This is a genomic window from Anaeromyxobacter sp. SG66 (assembly GCF_022690805.1).
Lineage (GTDB): Bacteria > Myxococcota > Myxococcia > Myxococcales > Anaeromyxobacteraceae > Anaeromyxobacter > Anaeromyxobacter soli.
Genome location: NZ_JALCZC010000046.1, coordinates 15362 through 32469 on the forward strand (window position 1 = coordinate 15362; position 17108 = coordinate 32469).

At 72.9% G+C, this 17108-nt stretch carries 15 protein-coding genes; all 15 read right to left on the reverse strand.

Going from position 1 to position 17108, the window contains the following annotated elements; genetic code table 11:
• Positions 1-13: 13 nt before the first annotated feature.
• Positions 14-1387 (reverse strand): sigma-54 dependent transcriptional regulator, encoded by a 1374-nt coding sequence (locus MNZ39_RS13835; RefSeq protein WP_242339446.1) that lies wholly within the window; start codon positions 1385-1387, stop codon positions 14-16.
• An 8-nt stretch (positions 1388-1395) separates the two neighbouring features.
• Positions 1396-3045 carry a nitrogen regulation protein NR(II) gene (locus MNZ39_RS13840; protein ID WP_242339448.1) on the reverse strand — a complete coding sequence of 550 codons (1650 nt, stop codon included), beginning with the start codon at positions 3043-3045 and terminating at the stop codon, positions 1396-1398.
• Between the two features lie 9 nt (positions 3046-3054).
• Entirely contained in the window at positions 3055-4314 is a 1260-nt protein-coding gene (locus MNZ39_RS13845; RefSeq protein ID WP_242339450.1) for a type II secretion system F family protein, read from the reverse strand.
• 61 nt (positions 4315-4375) lie between these two features.
• Positions 4376-5473 (reverse strand): type IV pilus twitching motility protein PilT, encoded by a 1098-nt coding sequence (locus tag MNZ39_RS13850; RefSeq protein ID WP_242339452.1) that lies wholly within the window; start codon positions 5471-5473, stop codon positions 4376-4378.
• A 28-nt stretch (positions 5474-5501) separates the two neighbouring features.
• Positions 5502-7208 (reverse strand): type IV-A pilus assembly ATPase PilB, encoded by a 1707-nt coding sequence (gene pilB / locus MNZ39_RS13855; protein ID WP_242339454.1) that lies wholly within the window; start codon positions 7206-7208, stop codon positions 5502-5504.
• A 134-nt stretch (positions 7209-7342) separates the two neighbouring features.
• The gene (gene ribF / locus MNZ39_RS13860) at positions 7343-8311 is read right to left on the reverse strand and encodes a riboflavin biosynthesis protein RibF (protein ID WP_242339456.1); all 969 of its coding nucleotides are present in this window, start codon (positions 8309-8311) and stop codon (positions 7343-7345) included.
• Between the two features lie 110 nt (positions 8312-8421).
• Positions 8422-8835, reverse strand: a complete 414-nt coding sequence (locus tag MNZ39_RS13865; RefSeq protein ID WP_242339458.1) for a cytidine deaminase — start codon at positions 8833-8835, stop codon at positions 8422-8424.
• Positions 8832-9200 carry a PilZ domain-containing protein gene (locus tag MNZ39_RS13870; RefSeq protein ID WP_242339460.1) on the reverse strand — a complete coding sequence of 123 codons (369 nt, stop codon included), beginning with the start codon at positions 9198-9200 and terminating at the stop codon, positions 8832-8834. Before MNZ39_RS13870 ends, MNZ39_RS13865 begins: the two co-directional genes overlap by 4 nt.
• 45 nt (positions 9201-9245) lie before the next feature.
• Positions 9246-10094 (reverse strand): purine-nucleoside phosphorylase, encoded by an 849-nt coding sequence (locus tag MNZ39_RS13875; RefSeq protein ID WP_242339462.1) that lies wholly within the window; start codon positions 10092-10094, stop codon positions 9246-9248.
• 72 nt (positions 10095-10166) lie between these two features.
• Positions 10167-11471, reverse strand: a complete 1305-nt coding sequence (locus MNZ39_RS13880) for a thymidine phosphorylase (protein ID WP_242339473.1) — start codon at positions 11469-11471, stop codon at positions 10167-10169.
• A gap of 103 nt (positions 11472-11574) precedes the next feature.
• Positions 11575-12321, reverse strand: coding sequence for a YebC/PmpR family DNA-binding transcriptional regulator (locus MNZ39_RS13885; protein WP_242339464.1), 747 nt, complete (start codon positions 12319-12321; stop codon positions 11575-11577).
• A gap of 117 nt (positions 12322-12438) precedes the next feature.
• On the reverse strand, positions 12439-12822 hold the full coding sequence (locus MNZ39_RS13890; protein WP_242339466.1) for a PleD family two-component system response regulator: 384 nt from the start codon (positions 12820-12822) through the stop codon (positions 12439-12441).
• Positions 12823-12830: 8 nt separating this feature from the next.
• Positions 12831-14330 carry a CheR family methyltransferase gene (locus MNZ39_RS13895; protein ID WP_242339467.1) on the reverse strand — a complete coding sequence of 500 codons (1500 nt, stop codon included), beginning with the start codon at positions 14328-14330 and terminating at the stop codon, positions 12831-12833.
• Positions 14327-15349: a chemotaxis-specific protein-glutamate methyltransferase CheB gene (gene cheB, locus MNZ39_RS13900; RefSeq protein ID WP_242339469.1), complete on the reverse strand. Its 1023-nt coding sequence runs from the start codon at positions 15347-15349 to the stop codon at positions 14327-14329. The genes MNZ39_RS13895 and cheB overlap by 4 nt, the downstream gene beginning before the upstream one ends.
• Positions 15346-17108, reverse strand: a 1763-nt coding sequence (locus MNZ39_RS13905) for a hybrid sensor histidine kinase/response regulator (protein WP_242339471.1), incomplete at its 5' end; no start/stop codon positions are given. The genes cheB and MNZ39_RS13905, both read right to left, overlap by 4 nt.

Consider the following 17108-nt stretch of genomic DNA (forward strand, 5'->3'; position numbering starts at 1 on the left):
CGCGGCGGCACCCTCAGTCGCGGCCGATCCCGAACTTCGCGAGCCGGTAGCGCAGCGAGCGGAAGGTGAGGCTGAGGAGGCGCGCCGCCTCGGTCTTCACGCCGCCGGTGCGCGCGAGCGCCTGCTCCAGCAGGTGACGCTCGATCGCGTCGAGGTGCGCCTGGAGGTCCATGCCGGCGTCGGGGAGCTGCGCCTGCGCGTCGGGCAGCGCCGCCGCGCGACCGCGGAGCGCGGGCGGCAGCACGGAGGGGTCGATGGTCTCCGCTTCCCCGGCGAGCGTCACCGCGCGCTCGACGACGTTCGCGAGCTCGCGCACGTTGCCGGGCCAGTCGTGCGCGAGGAGCGCGCCCTCGGCCTCGGGCGAGAGGCGCGGCACCCGGCGTCCCGCCTCGGCGGCGAAGCGCGCGAGGAAGTGCTCGAGGAAGAGCGGCACGTCCTCCTTGCGCTCGCGCAGCGCCGGGACGCGGATCTGGATGACGTTGAGCCGGTAGAAGAGGTCCTCCCGGAACCGCCCGCGCTGCACGTCCTCGGCGAGCTCGCGGTTCGTCGCGGCGACGATGCGCGCGCCCACCGCGAGATCGCTCTGCCCGCCCACGCGCCGCACGCGCCGCTCCTGCAGCGCGCGGAGGAGCTTCACCTGGAGCTGGGGCGGCAGCTCGCCGACCTCGTCGAGGAAGAGCGTGCCCGTCCCGGCGACCTCGAACAGGCCCGCCTTGGCCTCCGTCGCGCCGGTGAAGCTCCCCTTCTCGTGGCCGAAGAGCTCGCTCTCGAGGAGCCCCTCGGGGATGGCGCCGCAGTTGATGGCCACGAACGGCCGGTCGGGGCCGGCGCCGCGGTGGATCGCCCGCGCGACCACCTCCTTGCCGGTGCCGCTCTCGCCCATGACGAGGATGGTCGAGCGGGAGCGGGCGACCCGCTCCACGAGCGAGCGGACCTCCTCGATGCCGGCGGAGCGGCCGAGCAGCTCGGGCTCGGCGAAGGTCGCGCCGGCGCGGTGGCGGAGCGCACGGTTCTCCGCGACGAGCGCGCGCCGCTCGAGCGCCTTCGCGACCACGAGCTTCAGCTCGTCGAGCTTGAACGGCTTCAGGACGTAGTCGTACGCCCCGAGCTTCATCGCCTGGATGGCGTTCTCGGCCGTCGCGAACGCGGTGACGATGACCACCTCGGTCGCGGGCGAGTGCGTCTTCACCGCCGCGAGGACGTCCATCCCGGAGCCGGCGCCGAGCCGGAGATCGGTCACCACGAGGTCGAGGTCGCCCTGGGCGGCGCGCGCCACGGCTCCCGGCGCGTCGGCCGCGAGGTGCACCTCGTGACCCTGCTTGCGGAGCAGGATCTCGAGCATGTCGCGCATGGACGATTCGTCGTCGACGACCAGGATCGAGGCCACGGCGCATCCTAACCCGGGGCGCCTGCGCCGCCCGCGTCCGCGCCCTCGCGCGGGAGCAGGACCACGAAGCGCGTCCCACGCCCAGGAGACGAGTCCACCGTCACGCTGCCGCGGTGCGCGTCGACGACGCGCTGGACGGTGGGGAGCCCGAGGCCGGTGCCGTTCCGCTTGGTGGTGAAGAACGGGAGGAAGATGCGGGGCAGGTCGGCGGCGGGGATCCCCGGGCCATCGTCCTCGACCACGAGGCGCGCGCCCTTCACGTCGGGCCCGCAGGCGACGCGCACGCGCCCGGCCCCGCCCTCGCGCGCGGCGGCCGCCTGGGCGGCGTTCACGAGGAGGTTCCAGAACACCTGGCGCGTCTGGTCCGGGTCGCAGGCGACCGTCACGGGCGAGAGGTCCTGCTCGACGGTCACGCGAGCGGCGGTCGGATCGTTCGCGAACACCCGCAGCGCCTCGTCGAGGACGACGGAGAGGTCGGTCCGGACGCGCCGGAGCGGCGCCGGGCGGGTGTACTCGAGCAGGTCGTTCACGAGCCCGTCGAGCCGCGCCGCCTCCCGGAGCACGATGTCCATGAGCCGGCGCTCGTCGGGCGGGAGCGCCGCGTTCGTCTGCAGGAGCTCCAGGGAGCCGCTCATCGCGGCGAGGGGGTTGCGGAGCTCGTGGGCGAGCCCGGCCGCCACCCGGCCCAGGTCCGCGAGCCGGCGGCTGCGCTGGACGGCGTTCTCCATCTCCCGGAGGGCGGTGAGGTCCTGGAAGATCACCGCGCTGCCGATCGCGGCGGCCGCCGGGCCGCGCAGCGGGAACGCCGAGTACCCGAGCCGGAGGGGCCGCCCGGAGGGGCCCGTCCACTCGACCTCGCCGCGCGGCGTCGCCTCGCGGAAGGCGCCGAACCGCTCGGTCGCGGGCCGCCCGCGCACCTCCTCGAGGCGGAGGCCCGTGAGCAGCTCCCCGGCCGGATTCAGGTAGGTGACCTTGCCGGCGAGGTCGAGCGTCATGAGCCCGCTCGTGAGCGACGCCACGATGGACTCGTGGAGCGCGGTGATCTCGGCGAGGGCCCCCTCCTGCGCGACGATCCGCTCGCCCGCCGAGCGGAGCTGCTCGGCGAGGTAGGAGGAGAGGAACGCGACCGCCACGAACGAGGCGGCGTGGACGAGGAGCGTGATGCGCGAGACGTCCGCGCCGTGCGGGTCGACCCGGAGCGCCACGGTGAGGTAGGCGGGGACCGCCAGCGCGGCCGCGAAGAGCGCGCCGCGCCGGAAGAGCAGGATCGCGCCGTTCACGACGCCGATCGAGAAGATCACGACGAAGACCGACGCGGAGTACCCGGTCACCGCGACGACCGCGGTCGCGACCAGCACGTCGAGGACCACCTGCGCGTAGGCGAGCGAGGTCAGGCCCCGGCCGGCCCGGAGCGCGAGCGCGGTGGCGAGCGCGACGAGGTACGTCGCCGCCACGACCGCGTAGAGAGGCAGGAGGTCCCGCTCGATGACGGGGCCGAGCTCGAGGTTCACGACGATGGTGCCGGCGAGGAGCACCGTCACCGTGACGACGCGGAACAGCGTCAGCCAGCCGAGCTTCCGGCGAAGCCCGTCGCGAGGCGCGGCGGCCGGCGGCTCCGCCGCGGGCTCCGTGGCGAGGGCGGCGGCGGTCGGCTCCACGGCGCCCCGCTACTTGATGTTGCCGGCGATGCTGAAGATGGGGAGGTACATGGCGACGAGGAACCCGCCGACCATCCCGCCCAGGAACACCATCATGACCGGCTCGATCATGGCGGTGAGGCCAGCGACGGCCACGTCGACCTCGTCGTCGTAGAAGTCGGCGATCTTGTTCAGCATGGCGTCCATGGCGCCCGTCGCCTCGCCGACGCCGATCATCTGCACGACCATCGGCGGGAAGACCTTCGTCTCGGCGAGCGGGCCGGCGATGTTCTTGCCCTCCGAGATCTTCGCGCGGACGTACATGATGCCCTTCTCGATGATCTTGTTGCCGGCGGAGCGGGCGACGATCTGGAGGGCGTCGAGGATGGGCACGCCGGACGAGAGCATCGTCCCGAGCGTCCGGGTGAACCGGGCGACCGCCACCTTGCGCACGAGCGACCCGAACAGCGGCATCTTGAGCACGAACGCGTGCCACTTCTCGACGCCGCGCGGGTTGCTCGTGAACACCTTGAAGGCGATCACGATCGCGATGGGGACCGCGACGTACCAGTACCAGTTGTCGCGCAGGCCATGCGACAGGTCGATGAGGAACTGCGTCGGCGCCGGCATCGCGCCGCCGAAGTCCTTGAACATCTTCTCGAAGGTCGGGGTGACGAAGGCGAGCAGCACGACCGTCACGCCCACGCCGACGGTGAGGACGATGGACGGGTAGACCATCGCGCCCTTCACGCGCCGCTTCAGCTTCTCGTTCTTCTCGATGTACGCGCCGAGCCGCTGGAGGATGGTGTCGAGGATGCCGCCGATCTCGCCGGCGCGCACGAGCTGGACGAAGAGCTCGTCGAAGGCCTTGGGGTGCTCGGCGAGCGCGTCGGCGAAGGTGGAGCCCGACTCCACGCGGACCTTGACCGCCGTGAGGACCTTCCTGAACGCCGGGTTGTCAGCCTGGGTGGCGAGGATGTCGAGGGCCTGCACGAGCGGGAGGCCTGCGTCGATCATCACCGAGAACTGCCGGGTGAAGACCAGGATGTCCTTCGTCCCGACGCTCGGGCCGAGGCCCGGGATGACGAGGTCCTTCGGCTTCCTGCGGACCCGCGTCGGCTCGAGGCCCGTCTGGCGGAGGCGCGCCTCGACCGCCGACGCGTCGGCGGCCTCCATCTCGCCGGACTTCACCTCGCCCTGCTTGGTCTTCGCCGACCACTTCCAGACCGGCACCTGCTTGGGCGCAGGCGCGGCCTTCGTCTTCGCGTTCGCGGCTGCGGCCTGTGCCATGAGCTCCTCGCGGGGTGCGGGCCGATCCTAGCCGAGGGTCGCCCGCGGGTCGAAATCGTGGTCAGCGCGCCGGCGGCGGGGGCGGGCGCATCCCGGCGCCGCTCGCGAGCAGGTTCTTCAGCTCCTCGGGATCCGAGGACCGGCCCATCGCCTCCTCGAGCGTGATGAGCCGCCTCGCGAACGCCAGCGCGAGGCTCTGGTTGAAGGTCTGCATGCCGAACTTGGTCTGGCCGACCTGCATCTGCGAGTACACCTGGTGGATCTTGTCCTCGCGGATGAGGTTCCGGATGGCGGGGTTCGGGACCATCACCTCGATGATGAGCGCGCGCCCCGGGCCGCCCGCGCGGGGCAGGAGGTTCTGCGTGAGCACGCCCTCGAGCACGAACGAGAGCTGCGCGCGGACCTGCGGCTGCTGGTAGGGCGGGAAGACGTCCAGGATGCGGTTGATCGTCTGGACCGCGCTGTTCGTGTGCAGGGTCGCGAACGCGAGGTGGCCGGTCTCGGAGATGACGAGCGCCGCCTCGATGGTCTCGAGGTCGCGCATCTCGCCGACGAGCACCACGTCCGGATCCTGGCGCAGGATGTACTTGAGGGCCTTCTTGAACGACTGGGTGTCCGCCCCGACCTCGCGCTGGTTCACCACGCAGTTCTTGTGCGGGTGGAGGTACTCGATCGGATCCTCGATGGTGATGATGTGCTCGTGCCGGTCGGTGTTGATCTTGTCGATGATCGACGCGAGCGTCGTCGACTTGCCGGAGCCGGTCGGGCCGGTCACGAGCACGAGCCCGCGCGGCTTCTTCGCGAGCTCGGCGACGATGGGCGGCAGGCCGAGGTCCTGGAAGGTGAGGATCTTGAACGGGATCGTGCGGAACGCGCCCGCGACCGCGCCGCGCTGCATGAAGACGTTCGCGCGGAAGCGCGACAGCCCCTTGACGCCGAACGACAGGTCGAGCTCGCTCTCCTCCTCGAACTTGTGCTTCTGGGCGTCGGTGAGGATCGAGTAGCAGAGCTGCTTCGTCTCGACGGGCGTGAGCGGCGGCGTCTTGAGCGGCACGAGCTTGCCGTCGATCCGGAGCTGCGGCGGCGACGCGGTCGTGATGTGGAGGTCGGAGGCCCCCTTCTCGACCATCGCCTTGAGGAGCTGGTGCAGGTTTGCCAAGTCTTCGTTCGCCTTCGTGCCTTCGGGGCTAGAACTTGTCCGGCGCGGTGTTGCCCACCGCCTCGGCGAGGGTGGTGACGCCGAGCTTCACCTTGTTGAGCGCGCTCATGCGCAGCGTCCGGAAGCCGAGCCGGATCGCCTCCTGCTTCAGCTCCGCGGTCGAGCAGCCCTGGATGACGAGCTCCTTGAGGCCGTCCCAGAGCGGCATCACCTCGTACACCGCGACGCGGCCCTTGTAGCCGCGGTCGTTGCAGGTCCTGCAGCCGACGGGCTCGAACGGCTGGAAGGTGCCGATCTCCTCGGGCGCGAACCCGGCGTCGAGGAGCGCCTGGTCGTCCACCTGCGCGGGCCGCTTGCACTCGGCGCAGAGCCGGCGGCAGAGCCGCTGCGCCACGATCGCGTTCAGCGAGGCCGTCACGAGGAAGGGCTCGATGCCCATGTTGAGGAGGCGCGAGACCGTGCCCGGCGCGTCGTTCGTGTGCAGCGTCGAGAGCACGAGGTGGCCGGTGAGCGCGGCCTTGACGCCGATCTCCGCGGTCTCGAAGTCGCGGATCTCGCCGACCATGATGATGTCGGGGTCCTGGCGGAGGAAGCTGCGCAGCGCGGCCGCGAAGTTGAGGCCGATGTCCTCGTGCATCTGGACCTGGTTGATGCCGAAGAAGTTGAACTCGACCGGGTCCTCGGCGGTCGAGATGTTCCACGCGACCTCGTTCAGCTTGGAGAGCGCGGAGTAGAGCGTCGTCGTCTTGCCCGAGCCGGTCGGGCCGGTGACGAGGACCATCCCGTACGGACGGTCGATCGCCTCCATGAAGTCCTTGAGCTGCTGCTCCTCGAAGCCCAGCTTCGTCATGTCGAGCTGGAGGTTCGACTTGTCGAGGAGGCGCATCACCACCTTCTCGCCGAACAGCGTCGGGCAGACGGAGACGCGGAAGTCCATCTCCTTGCCCTTGCCGAGCTTCAGCTTGATGCGGCCGTCCTGCGGGAGCCGCCGCTCGCTGATGTCCAGCTCGGACATGATCTTGAGGCGGGAGATGATGGCGCTCTTCAGCTTCATCGGCGGCTTCATCACCTCGTACAGCGAGCCGTCGATGCGGAAGCGGACGCGGAAGTCCTTCTCGTAGGGCTCGATGTGGATGTCGGAGGCGCCCTTCTTGATGGCGTCGAGCAGGATGAGGTTCACCAGCTTGACGACCGGCGCCTCCTCCGCGCTCTTCTCGAGGTCGACGGCGTTGATGTCGTCGCCCTCGGCCTCGACCACCGAGATGTCGCCGTCGTCGAACCCCGCCATCACCTCCTCGAGGTTCGGCCCCTTCTCCATGTAGTGCTTGTCGATGGCCTCCTTGATCGCCTGCTCGGAGGCGACCACGACCTCGACGTTGTAGCCGGTGAGGAACTTGATGTCGTCGATGGCGAAGATGTTCGACGGATCGCTCATCGCGACGATGAGCGAGGCGCCGGCGCGGTTCACCGGCACGACCTGGTGCTTCTCGGCGGTCGACCTGGGGATGAGCTTCAGGACCTCCTCGTCGATGTCGAAGTCCTTGAGCGAGATCGCCGGGACCCCGTACTGCTTCGAGAGGAAGCTCGTGAGGTCGTGCTCGGCGATGGCGCCGCTGCGCACGAGGAGCGATCCGATGCGGCCGCCCGTCTTGCGTTGCTCGTCCTGGGCCTTCTGCAGCTGCTGCAGGGAGATGAGGTTCTCCCGGACCAGGAGTTCGCCGAGCCGTCCAGACATGCGTGAAGATCCCTCGGGGTGGAGCGCGCGAGAAGGCCGTGAAGCTCCGCGAACTTAGCAGGCAGCTCGGCGAGGGGTCAAGGAAGCGGCTACCGTAAGTACGCGATTCGAGAGGGTAAATCACGGAGCCCGGCCTACATGGGCGCCTTGTCCAGGACCTCTCTCGCGCGCTCCGCGTCCTCGGCGATCTGGGCCCGGAGCGCCTCCACGGACGGGAAACGCCGCTCGTCCCGCAGCCGCGCGACGAAGGCGAGGCGGATCCGCTCCCCGTAGAGGTCCCGGCCGACGAAGTCGAACAGGTGGGCCTCCGCGGTCACCGCCGCGCTCGCCTCGACGGTAGGCTTCACGCCCACGTTGCACACGCCCGCGTGGACCACCGCGCCCTCGAGCCCGCGCGGCCCCGGCTGCCCGCCCACCCAGGCGCGGACGGCGTACACGCCGTTCGCGGGGAGGAGCCCGGCCGTCTCGACGTTGGCGGTCGCGAAGCCGAAGCCGCGCCCCCGGCCCGCCCCGCGCACCACGACGCCGTCCACGTCGTGCGGACGGGTGAGGAGCAGGGCGGCCGCCTCGACGTTCCCCTCGAGGAGGAACTCGCGGACCTTGGTCGACGAGACGACGAGGCCGTCCACCGTGACCGGCTCGACGACGTGCAGCCGGATGCCGTGCGGGGCGAGCAGCGCGCGCAGGGTCTCCACCCGCGCGCGCTCGTGTCCCGCCGTGAAGTCGTAGCCGACGACCACGTCCGCGCAGCCGAGCGCGCCCGCCAGGTCCCGGGAGACGAACGCCTCCGCCGACGTCGCGGCGTAGGCGAGATCGAACGGCTGGAGGATCGTGGCGTCCGCGCCGGCGGCGGCGAGCAGCTCGAGCTTGCGCGGCAGCTGCACGAGGAGCGGCGGCGCGAGCTTCGGCCGGAGCACGCGGACGGGGTGGGGCTCGAAGGTGAGGACCGCCGCGGCGGCGCCGCGGCCGCGGGCGAGCTCGCCGGCGAGCGCGAGGAGCCGCTGGTGCCCGAGGTGGACGCCGTCGAAGTTGCCGACCGCGACGGCGGAGCCGCGGAGGCGCCCCGCGGCGCGGGCCTCGTCGAGCGAGCGGTACACGTCCATCGCGCCCGTTCATAGGGCGCGGGCCGGCCGCCGTCAAACGCACGGCGCGGTTGCGCGCCGGGGGACGCCCTGGCTGCGGTGCGCGACGTCGGCTCGAGCGAGCAGCGCCCTCAGAGGAAGCGCTTCGTGAACGCGCGCGGAAGGAGCTCGCCGAGCGTCGTGTCGACCGCCCCGCCGCGCGCCCCGACGAGCCTGACGGGCAGCTCGGGCCCGGCGAACTCCGCGAGCGTCTGCAGGCACATCCCGCAGGGCGGCGTCGGCTCGTCCGTCCCGCTCGCCACGGCGATGGCGTCGATCCGGCGCGCGCCCGCGGCCACCGCGGTGGCGACCGCCACCCGCTCCGCGCACAGCGTGAGGCCGTAGCTCGCGTTCTCGACGTTGCACCCGGCGTGAACCGCGTCGCCGGCGCGCACCGCCGCCCCCACCCGGAAGCTCGAGTACGGCGCGTAGGCGCGCTTGCGCGCGGCGCGGGCGGCGCGGGCGAGCGCGGCCGCGCCGCCGCTCTTTCCGGAGCGCGCGCTCACTCTTCCTGCAGGAGGCGCGCGATGGCGAGCTCGGCCGCGAGCGGCATGTCCACGAACTTCACGTGCGCGCCGAAGCGCGGCCCCTCACGCGACACCCGCAGCACCTCGCCGGACGCCTCGATCTCCTGCCGCGTCCCGGGGATGAGGAACCGGAGCTGGACGCGGTTCCCCGCGGGTGGGTGGAGCCCGCCGAAGTACACGCCGCCGAGGGCGAGGTTGCCCTCGTACGGCTCGAACGACCCGCCGAGCGCCGCGTCGCGCACCAGCAGGTGGATCGGGATGCGCCCGCTCTCGCGCCGGTCCGCCTCGGCCTCTTTATCGGTCGGGTCGGCGGCGTCGCTCTTCGGTGGCAGACGATCGTCCATGCTCGCCCCTCCGGAAGGGACGCTAGCAGCCTGGGGCCACCCTTTTCAACGAACCGCTCTGGGGAGGAACCCTTCCACGACCGCGGCCAGCCGGTCCTTGACGCGGCCGGCGGTCTCCGCGACCTCCTCGTGCGAGAGCGGCTGCCGCGAGAGCCCCGCGGCGGGGTTCGTCACCACCGAGATCCCGACGACCGGCACGCCCATGTGCCGCGCCGCGATGACCTCGGGCACCGTGGACATCCCGACGAGGTCCGCGCCGAGCAGGCGCAGCATCCTGATCTCCGCCGGCGTCTCGTAGGACGGGCCCGGCATGCAGGCGTAGACGCCGCGGCGGAGCGGAACGCCGCGCTCGGCGGCGGCCTCGTCGAGCAGCGCCCCGAGGCGCGCGTCGTACGCCTCCGACAGATCGGGGAAGCGCGGACCGAGCCGCTCGTCGTTCTCGCCCACGAGCGGGTTCATGCCGGAGAGGTTCAGGTGATCGACCATCCGGACGAGCTCGCCCGGGGCGTACGCGGGGTTCACGCCGCCCGCCGCGTTCGTCACGAGGAGCAGCTTCACCGGCATCGCGCAGAGCACCCGCGCCCCGAAGGCGACGTCCGCCGCGCTCCAGCCTTCGTAGCCGTGCACCCGCCCCTGCATCGCGGCGACGGCGACCCGCCCTCCCGGCGCGGCGAGCTCGCCGACGACCAGGCGCCCCGCGTGCCCCGGGACGCGCGAGACCGGGAACGACGGGATCTCCTCGTAGGGGATCGACACCGCCCGCTCGAGCCGGTCGACGAAGTCCCCGAGGCCCGAGCCGAGCACGAGCCCGGCCGCGGGCGCGAGGTCCGTCTTCCCCCGGATCCAGGCGAGGGCGTAGGAGAGGCGCGTGGAGAGATCGGCGCGGTGGGTCATGGCTCGCCCCTGTTCGCGCGCCCCGGCGGGCCCGCTTCGCTCGTTGGCTGCTCTCGGGTCATGGTCGGCCGCCTACAATCGCTCGAGGACGATCGGCCGCGCCGCGGGCGCGGCGGGGCCGATCCGGTAGGCGCCCGCGATGCGCCTCGCGATCCGCTCGCGGGCCTCGCTGCGCTCGCCCGCGTGCACCGTGCAGAGCGGCTCGCCCCGCTCGACGCGATCGCCGAGCTTCTTCGCGACCACGATCCCGACCGCCGGGTCCACCCGGTCCTCGACGCGCGCGCGGCCCGCCCCGAGCGCCACCGCGGCGAGGCCGAGCGCCTCCGCGTCGATCTCCGTGACGAAGCCGGCCTCGGGCGCGGCGACGTCGTAGCGCGCCGGCGCGCGCGGCAGCCGGCCGGGATCGCGGAGCACCGCCGCGTCGCCCCCCTGGGCGCGGACGATCTGCTCGAGCTTCGCGAGGCCGCTCCCGTCGGCGATGGCCGCCTCGACCCGCGCCCGCGCGGCGGCGAGGCCGGGCGCGGCGTCGCCGAGGACCAGCATCTCCGCGGTGAGCTCGACGGTGACCTCGCGCAGGTCCGGCGGCCCTCCGCCCGACAGGAGCGCCAGCGTCTCCTCGACCTCGAGCGCGTTCCCGATCGCCCGGCCGAGCGGCTCGTCCATGCGCGTGAGGAGCGCCGAGACGCGCTTGCCCATGCCGCGGCCGATCCCGGCGAGGGTCCGCGCGAGCGCGCGCGCGTCCTCGGGCCGCTTCATGAAGGCGCCCGAGCCGACCTTCACGTCGAGGACGAGCGCGTCGATCCCCTCGGCGAGCTTCTTCGACATGATGGACGCGGCGATGAGCGGGATCGACTCGACCGTCGCGGTGACGTCGCGGAGCGCGTAGAGCTTCCGGTCCGCCGGCGCGAGCCGCTCGGTCTGGCCGACGAGGCAGGCGCCGACGTCGCGGACCAGCGCGCGGAACGTCTCGACCGGCAGGTCCACCCGGAAGCCCGGGATCGCCTCGAGCTTGTCGAGCGTGCCGCCGGTGTGGCCGAGGCCGCGCCCGGAGATCATCGGCACCTTGACGCCGCAGGCGGCGGCGAGCGGCGCGAGGGCGAGGGAGACCTTGTCCCCCACCCCTCCCGTGGAGTGCTTGTCGACCTTCGCGCCCGGCACGTCGGAGAGGTCGAGCACGTCGCCGGAACGGAGCATCGCCTCGGTGAGCGCGCGGACCTCGCCCTCGTCCATGCCGCGGAAGAACACCGCCATGCAGAAGGCGGCCATCTGGTAGTCGGGGATCTCGCCGCGCGTGAAGCCGTCGACGAGCGCGGCGATCGCGTCCGGCGGGATGGCCCCTCCGTCGCGCTTGCGGTGGATGATCTCGTACGCGCGCACGCAGCCCTCCCGGAGCCTCACGCCGCCTCGGCCCGCCCGCGCCCACCCCGCGGGTGCGGACCGCCGGCCCGTTCGCCGCCCCTCGACGCCGTCCGCTGCCGCCTCAGGCGAGCCGCTCCATCAGCTCGTCGTCGATCTCGAAGTTGGCGTGGACGTTCTGGACGTCCTCGAGGTCCTCCAGCATGTCCACGAGCCTCAGCATGGAGCGCGCCTTGTCCGGATCCGTGATCCGCAGCGTCTCCCGGGGGACGAAGGTGAGCCGCCTCGCGCCGAGCGGGAGCTTCTTCTCGAGCGCCGCGGCGACGCCGTGCAGGTCGTTCGGGAGCGTGCGCACCTCGAACCCCTCCGCGCCGAGGCTCACGACGTCCTCCGCCCCCGCCTCGATCGCCGCCTCCGTGACCTCGTCCTCGGTCGGGCCGGGCTTCACCTCGACGACCCCGCGCCGGTCGAAGTTCCACGCCACCGCGCCCTCGGCGGCGAGGTTCCCGCCGCCCTTCGCGAGGGAGGAGCGGACGTCACCGGCGGTCCGGTTGCGGTTGTCGGTGAGGCACTCGACGATCATCGCCACCCCGCCCGGCCCGTACCCCTCGTAGACGACCTCCTCGTAGGAGACGCCCTCGAGCTCGCCCGTGCCCTTCTTCACCGCGCGGGTGACGTTCTCCTGCGGCATGTTCGCCTCCTTGGCCGCGTCGATCGCGGCGCGGAGGCGCGGGTTGCCGGCGGGGTCCCCGCCGCCCATTCGCGCGGCGACGGTGATCTCCTTGATGACCTTCGAGAAGAGCTTGCCCTTGGCCGCCCCTTGCGCCTCCTTGTGGCGCTTGATCTTGGACCATCGGTTGTGGCCGGACATGGCGGCGTTCCTCTCGGCGGGCCGCGACCCCGGGCGGCCCCTCGTCCCGAGGTAGCACGCGCTCCCCCGGATCTTCAAGCAATCGTGGGGAGTTCTAAGGCGCCGCGGGCGCCGCGCCTACCACAGGATCGAGTCCACCATCTCGTCGACCATGTCGCCGAGCCGGTCGATGCCGTGCGACTTGGAGAGGAACCCGTCGGCGCCCACCTGCTCGGAGATCTCCGCGAGCTCGTCGTCGCCCTTCGAGCTGAAGAGGATGATCGGGATCTTCTCGGTGTGGAAGTCCTGCTTCAGGACGCGGACGATGTCCTTCCCGGAGATGTCCGGCATCATGAGGTCGGTGAGGATGATCTCCGGCTGGAAGCCGTCGAGCTGCGCCTGGAACTCGAGCAGGTTCGAGGCGATCGCGACCTTGTAGCCGCGGTCCTCGAGCACGGCCTTCTCCATCTCGAGCGTGATCGTCGAGTCGTCGAGGAGCAGGATCCGCTTCTTCTCGGCCATCGTTCTCCTCACAGTGCGGCGAGGGCGTAGTGCGCGGCCCGGACGAAGGCGGCGCCGTCCTCGGGGACGTCCGGATAGTAGCCCAGGAAGGCCTGACGCTTCCCATCCGGCCGGCGGGCGTGCGCGGCGAGCGCGTTCCGGTAGGCGAGCCGCGCGCGGTCGGGATCGCGCTGCGCCTCGCGGCAGCGCCCGAGCCAGTAATGCGCGAGCGCGAGGTCGGGGTCGAGGAACAGCGCCCGCGAGAGCTCGAGGGCGGCGCCGTCGGTCTCGCCCTCCTCGAGCAGGTGGATCCCGAAGAAGAGGTGCGCCTCGGCGCTGAGCGGCTCGAGCTGGAGCGCGGCCACGTAGCACTCGCGCGCCCGGTCGGTCTGCCGGAGGATGCCGTACAGGTTCGCCAGCGTGAGCCGCACCGCGAGGTCCTCGCCGCCCTTCTCGAGGAGCCGCTCGAGCAGCTCGCGCGCGGCGCCGAAGCGGCCGTCGGCGAACAGCGCCACCGCGGCGTCGAGGTACTCCTGGGGCGCGAGCGGCGGCTGCGGCGCCGGGATGGGCGCCGGGGTGGGGAGGCGCGGGGGCGCCGCCGGGGGCAGCGACACGTGGCGCACGAGCGGCGGCGCGGACGGCACCGGGACGACGGGGCGAACCGGGCGCGGGGCCGGGAGCGGCGTCGTGCGCGGCGTCTCCGGGCGCCGGTAGAGGAACGCCCCGGCGACCTCCGTGAGCTCGAAGCCCTCGAAGATGCGGAAGAGCGACTCGGAGTAGCCGAGGAACAGGTAGCCGCCCGGCGTCAGCGCGTGGAGGAACTGCGTGAGCACGTGCTGCGTCGTGGGCGTGTCGAAGTAGATGATGACGTTGCGGCAGAAGATGACGTCCCACCCGCCCTCGGGCCGCGGCATGGTGCCCGAGACCAGGTTGTGCGGACGGATCGCGGTGATGAACCGCCTGAGGCTCGCGCGCACGTGGTGGCGATCCCCGTCGGCGTCGAAGTGGCGCTCGCGGAGCGGCTGGGGGATCTCGCGCACGCGCCGGCCGTCGTACGCGCCGCGCGCGGCCTGCGCGACCGCCTCCGGGTTCACGTCGGTGGCGAGGAGCTCGAGGTGCTCGGGCTCCGCCCCGGCGCCCTCCGCGGTCATCGCGATCGAGTACGGCTCCTCCCCGGTGGCGCAGCCGGCCGACCAGATCGCGACGCGCCGGCCGCCGCCGCGCGCGCGCGCGACGAGGCCGGGGAGCAGCGCCTCGAGCGCGCGGAACTGGCGCTCGTCGCGGAAGAAGCTCGTCTTGCCGACCGTGACGAGCGGGAGCAGCCGCCGGAGCTCCTCGTCGCCGCCGTCCTGCGAGCGCAGGAGGCCGACGTACGCGCGCCCGTCCGGTGCGTCGGGCCCGAGCTCCTCGAGCCGGGCGCCGAGGGCGAGGCGCAGCGCCGAGTGACCGTCCGGGCGCACGTGCAGCCCCACCCGCTCCTTGAGGAGCGCGGCGAGCTGCGTCAGGTCGTCCGGAGTGATCGGCCTCACCGGGTCAGCTCCTGGAGCGCGCGGGGGATCGCCTCGATCGGGAGCACGCGATCGACGGCCCCGAGCTCGATGGCCGCGCGCGGCATCCCGAACACCGCGCTCGTCGCCTCGTCCTGCGCGATCGTCGGCCCGCCGGCCGCGCGGATGGCGCGCAGCCCCTCGGCGCCGTCGCGGCCCATGCCGGTGAGGATCACGCCGCAGGCGCGCGCGCCGTGCTGCCGCGCCGCCGAGAGGAAGAGCGGCGTCACCGACGGCTTGAAGGTCTCGACCGGCGGCGAGTCCGAGAGCCGCACCGCGCCGTCGGCGACGACGAGGTGACGGCCGGAGGGGGCGAGGACGATCCGGCCCGGCGCGAGGACGTCGCCGTCCCGCGCCTCCCGCACGTCGAGCCGGGTCTCCGCGGCGAGCCAGGCCGCGAGCCCCTCGGTGAACCCGTCGGCGATGTGCTGCACGATCGCGACCGGGGCCGGGAAGACCGGCGCGAGCCCGCGCAGGAGGGACACGAGCGCGCGCGGGCCGCCGAGCGAGGCGCCGATGACGACGAGCTCCACGCCCGCGCTCCGCCGGGGCGGCGGCTCGCCCTCGGTGCGCAGCCCGCGCAGGTGGCGGATCACCTTCACGCCGGCGAGGAGCCTGAGGCGCGAGCGGAGCTGCCGCCCGTACGTCTCGAGGTCGGTCGTCGCGTGCGGCTTCTCGAGGATGTCGAGCGCGCCGAGCGAGAGCGCGCGGAACCCGACCGCCTCGGCGGGGTTGCCGGTGAGGACCAGGATCGGGGTGGGCGTCTCGGCCATGATCCGCGCGATGCCCGCGTAGCCGTCGGCCTCGGGCATGTTGAGGTCCATGGTGATGACGTCGGGCCGGTGCTGCCGCGCGAGCGCGGCGGCGGCGTGTCCGTCGGCCGCGACGGCGACCACCTCGAACCCCGGGCCGTCCGCGACCACCCCGGCGAGGAGCTCGCGGAACAGGGCGGAGTCGTCCGCGACGAGGACGCGGACCTGCCGCGCCTGGGGAGGCGTCACGCGCCGACCCCGCAGAGCCGCTCGAGCGTGGCGGCGAGGCTCTCGGCCTCGAGCTCGCCCTTGACGATGTACGCGTCGGCGCCGGCGTCCACGCCGCGGCGGCGCTCCTCGGGCGCGGAGAGCGAGGACATGATGACGATGGGCAGCTTCACGAACCGCGGCGTCGCCTTCACGCGGCGGGTGAGGTCGATGCCGTCGAGCACCGGCATCTGCACGTCGGTGACGAGGAGCTGGTAGCTGCCGGTCTGCAGCTTCCGCCAGCCGTCCTCTCCGTCCACCGCCTCGTCCACCTCGTGCCCGAGCGAGCGGAGCAGGGCCGCCTCCGCCTCTCGCGCGATCGCGCTGTCGTCCACGAGGAGCACCCGCAGGCGCCGCCGGTCGCGGCCGCGCGCCAGGGCCGGCGAGGCGAGCCGGCGGGCCGCGGCCACGATGTCCGGGGTCGAGAGGAGCAGCGCGACGCGCCCGTCCTCCAGCGCGGCGGCGCCGGTCACGAAGCGCATGCCCTTGAGGAACGCCCCGGGCGCCTTCACCGCCACCTCGCGCTCGCCGTGAAGCCCGTCCACCACCACCGCCGCGCCCTCGCTGCCGTGGTCGACGTACGCCACGAGCGGCCGCTTCGAGCGCGGACCGCCGTTGAGCGAGAGGAGGGGCCCGAGCGCGACCACCGGCATGAGCCGCCCGCGGTAGCGCACGGCCCGGATGCCCGCGACCTCCGTCGCCTCCTTGGGGTCGAGCCGCCCGACGCTGTCCACGTCCACGGCGGGGATCCCGTAGACGTCCTCGTCGATGCGGACGAGGAGGACCTTCATGAGCGACAGCGACTGCGGCATGCGCAGCGTGAACCGCGTGCGCTTGCCGACCTCGGACTCGACCGTGACCGACCCGCCGAGCGCCGTGACGCGCTTGCGCACCACGTCGAGCCCCACCCCGCGGCCGCTCGTCTCGCCCGCCTGCTCGCGCGTCGAGAACCCCGCCATGAAGATGAGGTCGAGCGCGTTCCGCGCCGACAGGCTCGCCGCCTGCTGCTCGCCGATGATCCCCTTGCGCAGCGCGGACGCGCGGACCTTCTGCGGGCTGATCCCGCGCCCGTCGTCCTCCACGGTCACGGCGAGCAGGTCGCCGTCCACCCGCGCGGAGATGACGATCTTCCCCGCGCGCGGCTTGCCCGCCTCTACTCGCTCGGCAGGCGTCTCGAGCCCGTGATCGACGCAGTTGCGGACGAGGTGGACGAGCGGGTCGTTGAGCGAGAGCAGGATGGCCTTGTCGACGCCGGTCTCGCCGCCGCGCACGACGCACTCGACCTCCTTGCCCTGCTCGCGCGCCATGTCGCGGGCGGCGAGGGGGAAGCCCGCGAGCACGCCGGAGAGCGGGATGAGCCGCGCCTCCCCGATCCGCTCGGCGAGCATCCCGAACTGCGCCTGGGAGGAGGAGGCGGCCTCGGTCTGCGCGCGGGCGAAGCGGAACGTGTCCGAGCGGAGGAGGTGGACGTCTCCCTCGATCTGCTCGACGAGCCGGGCGGTGCGCGCGTCGCGGAGCCGCTCGGCGAGCGCGATCACCCGGTCCGACAGCCGGCCCCACCGCGCGAACAGCGCGTTGAGGTCGCGGGAGCGGCGGATGGCCCGCTCGCCCTCGACGAGCACGTCGCCGGCGAGCGCGGCGATCTCGTCCAGGCGGTCGACGTCCACGCGGATCGAGGCGGCCGGCTTGTCCCCGCGAAGCTCGAGCCGGGCCTCGGGCGACGGCGCCGCGGGCCGCGCCG